General features: G+C 60.9%; 13 protein-coding genes. 12 read left to right on the forward strand and 1 reads right to left on the reverse strand.

Going from position 1 to position 11,641, the window contains the following annotated elements:
- Nucleotides 1-127: 127 nt before the first annotated feature.
- Both BUS06_RS30025 and BUS06_RS30030 read left to right on the forward strand, forming a co-directional pair.
- A complete protein-coding gene (locus BUS06_RS30025) occupies nucleotides 128-1,096 on the forward strand; it encodes an AraC family transcriptional regulator (protein ID WP_074267977.1) in 969 nt (322 codons plus the stop codon).
- Between the two features lie 55 nt (nucleotides 1,097-1,151).
- Nucleotides 1,152-2,126 (forward strand): 2-dehydropantoate 2-reductase, encoded by a 975-nt coding sequence (locus BUS06_RS30030; RefSeq protein ID WP_074267978.1) that lies wholly within the window; start codon nucleotides 1,152-1,154, stop codon nucleotides 2,124-2,126.
- 49 nt (nucleotides 2,127-2,175) lie between these two features.
- Here BUS06_RS30030 and BUS06_RS30035 read toward each other — a convergent pair whose 3' ends face one another.
- On the reverse strand, nucleotides 2,176-2,424 hold the full coding sequence (locus BUS06_RS30035; RefSeq protein ID WP_143787681.1) for a type 2 periplasmic-binding domain-containing protein: 249 nt from the start codon (nucleotides 2,422-2,424) through the stop codon (nucleotides 2,176-2,178).
- 89 nt (nucleotides 2,425-2,513) lie between these two features.
- On the opposite strand from BUS06_RS30035, the gene BUS06_RS30040 reads away from it, so the two are divergent.
- The 10 genes from BUS06_RS30040 (at nucleotide 2,514) to BUS06_RS30085 (ending at nucleotide 11,637) form a co-directional block, all read left to right on the forward strand.
- A complete protein-coding gene (locus tag BUS06_RS30040; RefSeq protein ID WP_074267980.1) occupies nucleotides 2,514-2,807 on the forward strand; it encodes an SDR family NAD(P)-dependent oxidoreductase in 294 nt (97 codons plus the stop codon).
- 86 nt (nucleotides 2,808-2,893) lie between these two features.
- Nucleotides 2,894-4,294, forward strand: a complete 1,401-nt coding sequence (locus BUS06_RS30045) for an MFS transporter (RefSeq protein WP_074267981.1) — start codon at nucleotides 2,894-2,896, stop codon at nucleotides 4,292-4,294.
- Nucleotides 4,295-4,368: 74 nt separating this feature from the next.
- Nucleotides 4,369-5,169, forward strand: coding sequence for an N-acyl homoserine lactonase family protein (locus BUS06_RS30050; RefSeq protein WP_074267982.1), 801 nt, complete (start codon nucleotides 4,369-4,371; stop codon nucleotides 5,167-5,169).
- A gap of 12 nt (nucleotides 5,170-5,181) precedes the next feature.
- The gene (locus BUS06_RS30055) at nucleotides 5,182-5,967 is read left to right on the forward strand and encodes an SDR family oxidoreductase (RefSeq protein ID WP_074267983.1); all 786 of its coding nucleotides are present in this window, start codon (nucleotides 5,182-5,184) and stop codon (nucleotides 5,965-5,967) included.
- Between the two features lie 10 nt (nucleotides 5,968-5,977).
- Entirely contained in the window at nucleotides 5,978-7,354 is a 1,377-nt protein-coding gene (locus BUS06_RS30060; protein WP_143787749.1) for an MmgE/PrpD family protein, read from the forward strand.
- A 33-nt stretch (nucleotides 7,355-7,387) separates the two neighbouring features.
- Entirely contained in the window at nucleotides 7,388-8,341 is a 954-nt protein-coding gene (locus tag BUS06_RS30065; RefSeq protein ID WP_302050892.1) for an NAD(P)-dependent oxidoreductase, read from the forward strand.
- 67 nt (nucleotides 8,342-8,408) lie between these two features.
- Nucleotides 8,409-8,735 carry an NIPSNAP family protein gene (locus BUS06_RS30070; RefSeq protein ID WP_074267986.1) on the forward strand — a complete coding sequence of 109 codons (327 nt, stop codon included), beginning with the start codon at nucleotides 8,409-8,411 and terminating at the stop codon, nucleotides 8,733-8,735.
- A 12-nt stretch (nucleotides 8,736-8,747) separates the two neighbouring features.
- Nucleotides 8,748-9,635 (forward strand): NAD(P)-dependent oxidoreductase, encoded by an 888-nt coding sequence (locus BUS06_RS30075; RefSeq protein ID WP_074267987.1) that lies wholly within the window; start codon nucleotides 8,748-8,750, stop codon nucleotides 9,633-9,635.
- A gap of 28 nt (nucleotides 9,636-9,663) precedes the next feature.
- Nucleotides 9,664-11,094, forward strand: coding sequence for an aldehyde dehydrogenase family protein (locus BUS06_RS30080; RefSeq protein WP_074269368.1), 1,431 nt, complete (start codon nucleotides 9,664-9,666; stop codon nucleotides 11,092-11,094).
- A 147-nt stretch (nucleotides 11,095-11,241) separates the two neighbouring features.
- Entirely contained in the window at nucleotides 11,242-11,637 is a 396-nt protein-coding gene (locus BUS06_RS30085) for a carboxymuconolactone decarboxylase family protein (RefSeq protein ID WP_074267988.1), read from the forward strand.
- The last annotated feature ends 4 nt before the right edge of the window (nucleotides 11,638-11,641 follow it).

Consider the following 11,641-nt stretch of genomic DNA (forward strand, 5'->3'; position numbering starts at 1 on the left):
GAGAAGCACCGCAGGCTCATCGAGACATGCTCGGGTAGAATCTGCTGCTTGATTACCTGTAACTTTAGGCGCGTACCCCCTCGGCGCTAATCCTCAACCGACTCAAGAATCTGCTCAAGCGGCTCATATGGATCTGCTCAGTCGAGTCCTCGCCCTTATCCCCGTCAGCGGCCGTCTGGACGTGCGCTGTCATTTCGGTGCGCCGTGGGCGATTGCGCAGGGCAGCGCCGCCGTGCGCGAGATTCCGTACCACGTGCTGCTTTCGGGTGAGGCGGTGCTGGAGCATGGGAGCGGTCCTGCCGAGCAGCTGATTGCAGGCGACATCGTCCTGTTTCCGACCGGCGGCGCGCATCGGATCCACGATGGCAGCGGACGTCCACCGGCGCCGCCAGTCGAACGGCAAGACGTCTCGTTGCTGATCGCAGAGAACGAAGGCTCGGGCGCGCGTGCGGACATCCTGTGTGGCCGGTTTCTGATTGGTGCCGTGCCTGACCGGCTGCTGCGCGAGCATTTACCCGGACGCCTCGTGGTACACAGCGCTGAAAGCGCTGGCGGCACCGCGAACGGCAGTAGCGAAGCCACAGGAACGCCAGCGAGCACGCGGCTTACACGGTTGATCGAGCTGATGCGTGAGGAGTCGGTCGACGAAGGGCCGGGCAGCGAGGCTCTCATCAACCATCTTTCGGCCGCCCTGTTCGCCTTGACGTTGCGCTTTGCAAGCGGCGGCTCGCAACCGCCGCATGGCTTGCTCTCTCTCGCGGCACGGCCGCGCCTGCAACCTGCGGTCACGGCCATGTTCGAAACACCGGACAAGCCATGGACGCTCGACCAGCTTGCTTCGTTGTGCAATATGTCGCGAGCGACGTTTGTACGACAGTTCCAGGATGTGATCGGCCGCTCCGCGACCGACATGCTGACCGATATCCGGATGACGCTCGCCGGGCACAAACTGCTTGAGTCGAACGTGGGTGTCGCCGAGATCGGAGAGATGGTGGGGTATCAGTCGAACGCTGCATTCCAGCGTGTTTTCAAGCGTCTGATAGGCGTGACGCCGTCACGTTACCGGACTTTGGGCGGCAAGGTCGAAGCGGCATAGAATGACCAGACCGCCAGGCTTTGACCGGGTTGAAACCCGCTACAAGGATTCAAGCATGAAGATCTGTATTTACGGTGCCGGCGCCATTGGCGGTTGGATGGGAGCGAGGCTTGCACAGGCGGGGCATAACGTCAGCGTGATCGCGCGAGGCGCAACACTGTCCGCGCTCAGGGAAAACGGCCTGCAACTCGTGGAGGGTGGCAAGACGACGGCATCGACAGTCGCGGCCAGCGAGCACGCTGCGGACCTTGGTCCTCAGGATATCGTGATCGTCGCGGTGAAGGCGCCGGCGATGGCTGCGGTTGCTGCCGGCATCGCGCCGTTGCTGACCGAAAACACCACGATCATCACGGCAATGAACGGCATTCCGTGGTGGTTCTGCGATGGTCTCGGTTCGGGCTTTGCGGGTAAGCGATTGACATCGGTGGATCCGGAGGGCGCCATAGCAGCAGCGATTCCCAGCGCGCAGACGGTCGGCTGCGTGGTGCACGCAAGTTGCCTGCAGGACGCGCCGGGCGTGATCCGGCATCACCAGGGTAACGGACTCATCCTCGGCGAGGCATCCGGACAGCCGAGCGAGCGGGTCGCGAAACTCGTGGAGACGTTCGCGGCAGCCGGCTTTAACGCCTCGGCGTCAGACCAGATTCAGCGGGACGTCTGGTACAAGCTGTGGGGCAACATGACAATGAACCCGATCAGCGCGATAACAGGCGCCACCACCGACAAGATTCTGGGCGACGACCTGGTACGCGGCTTCGTTACGCACGCAATGCTGGAGGCAAAGGAGATCGGTGCGCGATTCGGCATCACCATCGATCAACAGCCTAGCGATCGGCATGCAGTAACGTTGAAACTGGGCGCGATGAAAACATCCATGCTGCAGGACGTTCTGGCTCGCAAGACGGTTGAGATCGATGCTTTGGTGGGCGCGGTGCGAGAACTGGGGCAGATCACGGATGTGCCGACACCGTTTATCGATGCGTTGCTGGGTCTCGCGCGCCTGCATGCGCGCACCCTGGGTCTCTATTGATAGTCAGGTTTACGGTGGCCCGGGTTTCAGTTTTGGCCGTTGCCTTCCTTCACTCCGGCACGCGCTGCAACAGGGCCTTTTCAAAGTCCAGGGCCTCCTGAACGAGCCACGTTTCGAAGGCAAGCAATTGCGGCGACGCCGAGCTAACCTGCGAGCAGGCGAGATAATACGCACCCGGCGTCGGCACCCGAAGTTCGAACGGTGCCACCAGCCGTCCGCTGCACAGATCATCCTCTATCAGCGTTCGCACCGCCATGACGATCCCTGGATTGTCGATGGCTCCCTTTCTGCTGCTCACCGTTTTCGCTCTGGTGCTCGATACGACGGTGTCATTGTTCGAAGATCACTTCGTACGCAGGCAACCGTCCGCCGGGCCGTGTCGCTATCGTGACAGGCGGCGCGCAGGGCATTGGGCTGACGGTCGGCCGCCGGCTTCTCGCTTCCGGGGCGAAGCTGGTTGTGTGGGACATCAACGAGGCGACCCCGGAGCAGGCGAGCGCCGACCTGAACGCCGTTGGCAAGGGCGCGGTGCATACGGAGAAAGTCGACATTGCCGACTACGACAGCGTGGCCGCCGCGAAGGCGGGCACGCTTGAGAGGAGCCGCATTCATGAAGTATTTTCGCATTGTCAGCCAACACGAACATTCGTCTTCTTGACGGATTGTATGACAGGCGTATAGACTGACTTATCAGCTTTACGTTTGCCGTCTTATCCGGGGTGCCGGGCGGCTCGTGGGCAAAGACTGATAGAGACGGAGACGCCATCATGCCGGGCTATGCAAGCGTAGGAGCACGTCTGGACGGCCTGCCGCTGTCCGGCTTCCACTGGCGGCTGCTCGGTCTGATCGCAGCCGGCATGTACTTCGATTCGTTCGACATTTACATCGCAGGCAGCGTGCTTGCCGCGATGATCCATAGCGGCGAATCCACGCTCGGTCTCAACGCCGCCTTCGTATCCGTTACGTTCATCGGCATGATGACCGGAGCATGGCTCTCAGGTGTCCTTGGCGACCGCTTCGGGCGTCGCTTCTGCTATCAGTTCAACCTCGGCATCTATGGCTTTGCTTCGATTGCGGCTGCGTTTGCGCCGTCGATGCCATGGCTCATTGCCTTCCGCCTCATCATGGGGATTGGGATGGGGGCGGAAATCGTGGTGGGCTACGGCACGCTCAGCGAGTTCATTCCGGCCGTCTGGCGCGGCCGTTTCGGCACCATCCTCAACCTCATCATCAACACATCGCTGTTTCTTTCGACGTTTCTCGGCTGGCTCATCGTTCCCCACTACGGCTGGCGCTGGATGTTCGCGATCGCCGGCTGCGGGGCACTGGTGGTGTGGTTCCTGCGCAAGTCGATGCCGGAGTCGCCGCGTTGGCTCGAAGCGCGTGGCCGCGCCGAGGAAGCCTCAGGCATCGTGACGCGTATTGAAGCTGCCTGTGGCGTGGATGCCGCCACCTCCCATGCAAACGAAGCGGCTCCACGCCGCATCGATCAGGAAGATCACGGCCAGCTCCGCGAACTGTTTTCCCGGCAACTGCTGGGCCGCACCATTACCGGCATTACGGTGCTGGTGGCGCTTTTCACGGTCAATTACGCATTCGTCAGCTGGATACCGACGTTCCTCGTCAAGCAGGGGCATAGCGTGTCCAATTCGCTGGGGCTGACGGCCGTCATGTTCGCGGGAGGGCCGGTCGGTTCGCTGATCGCGTTTCTGCTTGCCGAGCGGACGGGGCGAAAATGGGGAATCGTGCTGTTTTCGCTGATCTGCGCGGCGTTTGGCGTCGCCTATCCATTCGCGCAGTCCGCCGTTGCGATTGCCGCGCTGGGCTTTGCGATTACGTGCTGCATTTACGTGCTGTCCTCTTTCAGTGTGGCGACGTATGTCCCCGAACTGTTTCCGACCCGCTTGCGGCTGCGCGGGGCGGGGCTGTCGAATACGGTTGGGCGGGCCGTTAGCATCGCGATTCCTTACGCAGTCGCAGCATCGTTCATGAGGTTCGGCATCGCCGGCGTGCTGACGCTGATTGTCGGAACGCTGCTTGCTCAGGCGTTGATCGTTGGCCTGATCGGTGCGGAAACAAAACGGCGCTCGCTCGAAGCCATCGAAGAGGAAGCGGGCATTGCATCGCCTGACGCAATCGAGAGCGGCGCAGCCGGAGCAATCAGATGAAACCGGACGCCGCAGAGTCAAGGGCGGGTTGAAACGCCAAGTTGCAAATCATCCATCACGAGGACACCCGAGACATGTCATCGCAGATCGAGAATTACCGGATTTTTGCAGTCAAGTACGCACATTTCGAGCGCCGCTCAGGCGACAACTTTATCGGCGGCGATTCGCATGATGTCCCGATGCCGCTCGATTACTTCGTGTGGGCCGTGGTCGGCAATACGCGTACATTTATCGTCGACACCGGCTTCGATCAACCCATGGCCGACAAACGCGGCCGCACGATTACCAACTCGGTTGAGCGCGGTTTGCAGAAAATCGGCATCGCCGCTGCGTCCGTCGAGGACGTGATCATCACCCACATGCACTACGATCATGCGGGCAACCACGCGCTGTTTCCGCATGCGCGATATCACGTACAGGACCGCGAGATGGCCTATTGCACGGGCCGTTGCATGTGCCATCACGCGCTCAGCCACCCGTTCGAACCGGAAGATGTGAAGTCGATGGTCGGCCGTCTGTTCGATGGACGCGTGCGGTTTCATGACGGCGCATCGGAGGTGGCACCGGGCATCACCGTGCATTGGGTCGGCGGCCATACGAACGGTCTACAGATCGTGCGCGTCCATACTGAGCGCGGATGGGTCGTGCTGGCGTCGGATGCATCGCACTTCTACGCGAACATGCAGGAGCATCGGCCGTTCCCGATTGTGTATAACGTCGGCGACATGCTGGAAGGCTATGAAACCGCCCATCGTCTCGCCGCGTCGCCGAATCATGTGATTCCTGGTCACGATCCGGATGTGCTTGCGCGTTACCCGGCACATGATCGCGAGACGGAAGGCTGGATTGTGCGTCTCGATGCTGCGCCGCGCTGAGGAACAGATTACATGGCGCTAAAAGGCAAAAATGTGCTCGTGACCGGTTCGTCGGATGGACTGGGTCTGGCCATGGCGAGGGCGCTTGCAGCGGCGGGCTGCAATATCGTCCTGCATGGTCTGGAAGACGCACAAGGTATGGAGCATACGACTCGCGAACTCGCTACGTCGTTCGATGTTGGGGTGCATTACTTGCGCGGCGATCTTTCGGCAATCGACGGCGTCGATGCGCTTGTCGAGTCGGCTCGTGCGCAGCTTGGAACGATCGATGTGTTGATCAACAACGCGGTGGTGCGCCATTTCGCGGGCATTGAGTCGTTCCCTATCGAGCATTGGAACAACGCACTGGCCGTCAATCTTACGGCAGCGTTTCGCGCCATCCAGTTGACGTTGCCCGGCATGCGCGAGCGTAACTGGGGGCGCATCTTCAATATGACCTCCGTGTACGGCGCACGCGCGACGGCAAATCGCGTCGACTATGTGACGACAAAGACGGCATTGCTCGGACTTACACGCTCGGTAGCGATCGAGACGCTCAATCAGGGCATTACGTGCAATGCAATCTGCCCGGGCTCGGTGCTGACACCGAACATCGACGGTCGCATCAACGAGTTGATGGATGTGCGCGGGCTAAGTCGTGACGATGCGGTGCATGAGTTTCTAAAGGGAAAGCAACCTACGGGCGAGTTGATCGATGCGGCACATGTCGGCGATCTGATCGTCTTCTTGTGCTCCCCGTCGGCAAGCCAGATCACGGGTGCGTTGATGCCGATCGAAGGAGGCTGGCTTGCAGGCTGATTCCTTCGCGATGCAAACGATCCCGGCAAACACAATCACATGTGCGCTGGCACGATTCGTCGCCACGACCGGATGGTCCGAGATACCGGCTGCTGTACGACATGAGGCGAAACGTGCGTTGGTGAACTACGTCGCGGTTGCGCTCGCCGGTTGTCACGATCCAGTGATCAACAAGGCGGCCGCAGTCTACGGTCGCTTTCGCGCGGATCGGAGCGCCAGCGTGATCGGACGTGCCGATCAGACGGACATGTTGAACGCAGCGGCGCTCAACGCAATGAGCGCCAATGTCTTCGATTTCGATGACACGCATATGCCGACGATCATCCATCCAACCGCGCCGGTCGCGGCCGCGCTGTTTGCGCTGGCAGAAGCGCAGGAGGAGTCCGCAACGATCAGTGGAGAAGCGCTGCTTCTTGCGTTCGTGCTTGGCGTAGAGGTGGAATGCCGGATCGGCAACGCAGTGTCGCCCGAACACTATCAGCGCGGCTGGCATATCACTTCGACGTGCGGCGTCTTCGGTGCCGCCGCGGCGGTTGCTAAAGCCCGCGGGCTGAGCGAACAACAGATCGTCTGGGCGCTTGGCAATGCATCGGCGCAGGCGGGTGGTCTGGTTGAAACACTTGGCACGATGTCGAAAAGCATTAGCGTCGGGAATGCGGCGCGCAATGGACTGTTGTCTGCACTGCTGGCTGCAGAGGGTTTTTCGGGTCCCGACGCGCCTCTCGAAGGAGCACGCGGATATTTGCGCGTGAGCGCTGCCAGACCGGATCTGGGCGCGATCACGGATGGCCTTGGAAGTGACTGGGCGTTGTCGTCGAACACATATAAGCCCTATCCGTGTGGTGTCGTGCTCAACCCGGTCATCGACGCGTGTCTTGAGTTGCGCCGCGACGCGAGCTGGACGCTTGACGATATCGAGCGCGTCGAGCTGACCGGACATCCGCTTCTGCGTGAACGGACCGACCGGCCCGGCGTGCGCTCGGGGCGTGAATCGCAGGTCAGCGCGCAACATGCCGTTGCAGTGACCCTGGCGCGCGGCAAAGCGGGTCTCGCCGAGTTCAGTGACGAGGCGGTCGCCGATGGTTCGCTCAAGGCCTTCACGGGTCGCTTGCGTTTCATCGATGATGCGTCGTGGGATGTCGAGTCGGCGCAGGTCAGCATCGTGTTGCGTTCGGGAGAGTCCGTATCGCGGCGAGTCGATGCCGGGCGCGGCAGCCTCGCAGCGCCGCTGACGGATGAGGAACTGGCGGCGAAGCTGCGCGAGCTGGCTGCATATGGCGGCTCCGGCGTCCAGCCGCAACCGCTGACGGAGATGTTATGGCGCTTCGACCGTGAGCCGGATGCCGCAACGTTGATGCGCATGGCGCGCCCAACGCAAGCGGCTTGACGGCTGCGAAGCAGAAACGAAGCTGAAACAGCGCTGCAGCAACGCGAAACAAACGATCTTTCATGGATGAGGGAAATCATGTCGAGCAGTGAGCAACAGAATCAAATCGGCTTTGTCGGTGTGGGTGTGATGGGCCGTCCGATGGCGCGGCGTCTGATCGAAGCCGGTCACCCGTTGATTGTCTACGACCGTGACGAACAGGCGGTCGCGGAACTCGCAGCGCTTGGCGCGCGGGCAGCGAAATCTGTTCGCGAAGTAGCCGACAACGCACGCATCGTGTTTACAAGCCTGCCCACTCCAGCCGTGTTCAAGCAGGTCGCGTTAGGCGATGGCGGCCTGATTGAAGGCAGCGGCGTGAAGATTCTGGTTGACCTGTCGACCGTCGGGTCCCGCACCGAGAAGGAAGTCGCCGGCGGACTGCTGGAAAAAGGCATCGCAACTGTCGATGCACCGGTGAGCGGCGGAGCAGCAGGAGCGAAGAAGGGCACGCTTGCGATCATGGCCGCAGGCAACCCGGCGGCGGTCGACGAAGTGCGTGGATTGTTCGAAGTACTGGGCAAGGTGTTCATCGTGGGTGAAGAAGCTGGACAGGGCCAGTTGCTGAAGTTGCTGAATAACATGCTGTCGTCGACGGCCTTCGCCATCACCTCCGAGGCGTTCGTCGCAGGGATGCGCGGCGGCCTCGATCCCGAAGTCATGATGTCTGTGATCAACGCGGGTAGCGGCAAAAACGGCGCGACGCTGGACAAGTTTCCGAAGCAGGTGCTACCGCGCACCTTCGATTTCGGCTTTCCAATCGGCAGCGTTTGCAAGGACATCGGTCTTGCCGTCGAAGAATGCCAGGCCCTCGGCGTGCCGATGTGGGTGGGCAATGTTGCGCGCCAGGTATGGAACTACGCTGCAATGCAGGACGGCACGAAGCGCGATATGACCGAACTCGTCAAATACGTCGAACGTTGGTCGTCTAACGAAGGGCTTACGGACTGAGGCACCTGATCGCCGCTGCGGAAATACAGCACAATAGAAGACCACACAACCTTAACTGGAGAACTACATGATCGTTGAAATGCGTATTTATCACTGCGCCCCCACGCGTTTGCCGGCGTTGCTCGATCGCTTTACCAGCATCACGCTCGGATTCTTCGAGAAATACGGCATTGAGCAAATCGGCTTCTGGACCACGCTGATCGGTCCGAGCAATCACACGCTCACCTACATGGTGAAGTGGGAGAGTCTCGCGGAGCGCGAGCAGAAGTGGAACGCATTCCAGGCGGACGCGGAGTGGATCGCCAAGCGCTCTGCTACTGAGGCGGAGAAGCCGATTGTCGAGCGCGTTGAAAATCACTTTCTGACGCCGACGGTCTTCTCGGCGTTGAAGTAGGAGACGCATGTCATGACCCAACCGAAACGCATCGGCTTCATCGGACTCGGCATGATGGGTACGCCGATGGTGCAGTGTCTCGCGGGTAGCGGGTTCGAGCTATATCTCGACGACGCGGACGCCGCTCGTGTCGATACGTTGACCGCACAAACCGGCGGCCAGCGCCTGCAAGCCCAAAACGCCGCGGAGCTAGACGTGCTGATCACGATGCTGCCCAATTCGGCGATCGTGGAAAGCGTGTTGCTTGGAGACGGTGCTAACGGTTGGGCGAACCGGCTTGTGAAAGGCGCGGTCGTCATCGACATGAGTTCGTCGGAACCCGAGCGTTCGCGCAAGCTCGGTGCGACGCTCGAAGAGCGCGGTCTAGCCTATCTCGATGCGCCGGTCTCGGGCGGCGTCAAGCGGGCGAAGGAGGGCACGCTGGCGATCCTGGTCGGTGGCGATGCGCAAGTTCTCGCTCGCTGCAAGGCGCTGCTCGACGCGATGGGAACGAGCGTGCTTCACATTGGCGCTGCGGGTTCGGGCCATGCCGCCAAAGCGTTAAACAACTACGTCTCAGCCGCGGGCCTCGCGGCGACTGTCGAAGTGTTGCACATCGCGCAGCGTTTCGGCATCGAACCCGAGGTGATGACGGACGTGCTGAATGCGTCGTCGGGCCGCAGCAACACGTCCGAGAACAAGGTCAAGCAGTTCATGCTGAGCGGCACGTTTGCTTCAGGATTCGCGCTTCAGTTGATGAACAAGGACCTGAAGATTGCGCGGGCCCTTGGGCAATCCGTCGGTTATCCGATGACGCTCGGCGCGACGTGCGCGGAAGTCTGGGATGAGGCAGCGCAGCGTTCGACACCGTCCACGGATCACACGGAACTCTACCGGCTATTGCCTCGCGATGCATCCTGAACTGAAACCGACAGATTCGGAGTCCATCATGTCACACACAGCGCAGTTCTTTATCGACGGACAATGGGTCGAACCCTTGTCCGAGGTCCGCTTCGATGTGGTCGATCCGGCCACGGAAACAACGATTGGGCAGATTGCGCTCGGCAACGCACAAGATGTAGATCAGGCCGTGACCGCCGCACGCCGGGCGTTTCCGGCGTGGTCCGCCACGGATGTCCGCGAACGCGTCGAGCTGCTCAAACGCGTGTTGAAAGTCTACGAGCGCCGCTACGACGAATTCGCTGAACTGATCCGCCGTGAAATGGGTGCGCCGATTACCTTTGCTCGCAGCGGCCAGGCCGCGCGCGGCCCGGCGCATCTCAATGCGCTGATCGACGTGCTCGAGCGCTTTGACTTCGAAGAGCAACGTGGCAGCACGCGCGTCGTGCTGGAGCCCATCGGCGTATGTGGGTTGATTACGCCATGGAACTGGCCAATCAATCAGATCGTAGTGAAGATCGCCCCGGCGCTCGCGGCCGGTTGCACGATGGTGCTCAAACCCAGCGAGTATTCGCCATTGAGCGCATTGCTGTTCGCCGAGGTGCTCGATGAAGCGCAAGTGCCCGCCGGTGTGTTCAATCTGGTCAACGGCGATGGGCTTGGCGTTGGCACGGCGATCGCGTCGCATCCGGGCATCGACATGGTCTCGTTCACCGGTTCGACGCGCGCGGGTGTGCTGGTGGCGCAGGCGGCAGCGCCTACGGTTAAGCGCGTCGCTCAGGAGCTTGGCGGCAAGTCCGCGAACGTCCTGCTCGACGACGTCAACCTCGACGAGGCCGTGACGCGTGGTCTGGCAGCGTGCTTTACGAACTCCGGTCAGTCGTGCTCGATTCCTACCCGTATGCTCGTGCCGCGTCATCTGATGAACGACGCCGCGCAAATCGCAAAGCGTGCTGCAGAGGCTTACCGTATGGGTCCAACCGACGACCCGGCTACACAACTCGGACCGCTCGTTAACCGTAATCAGTTCAACCGCGTGCAGACACTGATCCAGAAGGGCATCGACGAAGGAGCACGGCTCGTGACGGGCGGGACGGGCCTGCCTGCCGGCATTGGACACGGCTACTACGTGCGTCCAACCGTTTTCGCCGACGTGAAGCCACATATGACGATTGCGCGCGAGGAAATCTTCGGACCTGTGCTCTCGATCATCGCTTACGACTCGGAAGAAGAGGCAATCCACATTGCCAACGATACCGACTATGGTCTCGCCGCTTACGTGCAATCGGGCAACCTCGAGCGCGCACGCAAAGTAGGCCGTGCCTTGCGCGCAGGCGGTGTGCACCTGAACTATCCCGCGGCTGATTTCGGCGCGCCGTTTGGCGGCTACAAGCGCTCGGGCAATGGCCGTGAGTGGGGCGAAGCCGGCCTGCGCGAGTATCTGGAGACGAAGTCGATGGTCGGATATGGCCCGGCCTGACGAAAGCCGCTTTATTGTTGGACTGCCCGGTTCGGCTAGACCGGATGGGGCAAAAAAATTTGCACTTTTTCATTGTCGGACAATCAGTGTGTCCGGCAACAGGACGGTTTGAATCTGAAACCGCAATGAACCAGAGAGGATCTCACCATGGACAACAACGAACGCTTCGACAAAGGCTTTGAGAACCGCAAGGAGGTACTCGGTGCAGGGCACGTGGAGAAGTCGTGGGCCAACGCGGATGACTTCAATCGCCCGATGCAGAAGTTCGTCACCGAATGCTGCTGGGGCGACATCTGGGGCGATACGACGTTGTCGTTCAAGACGCGCAGCATGTTGAACCTCGGCATGCTGACGGCGATGAGCCAGCACCATGAGCTGGGGGTGCACGTGAGGGGCGCATTGCGCAATGGCGTGACACGCGACGAGATTCGCGCGGTGTTGATGCAGGCAGCTGTTTATTGTGGAGCACCGCTTGCGCTGGCGGCATTCCGCGTCGCGAGTGAAGCGATCAAGGCCTACGAGGCGGAGAACTCGACGGCCTGATTAC

The sequence above is a fragment of the Paraburkholderia phenazinium genome, from assembly GCF_900141745.1.
Classification (GTDB): domain Bacteria; phylum Pseudomonadota; class Gammaproteobacteria; order Burkholderiales; family Burkholderiaceae; genus Paraburkholderia; species Paraburkholderia phenazinium_B.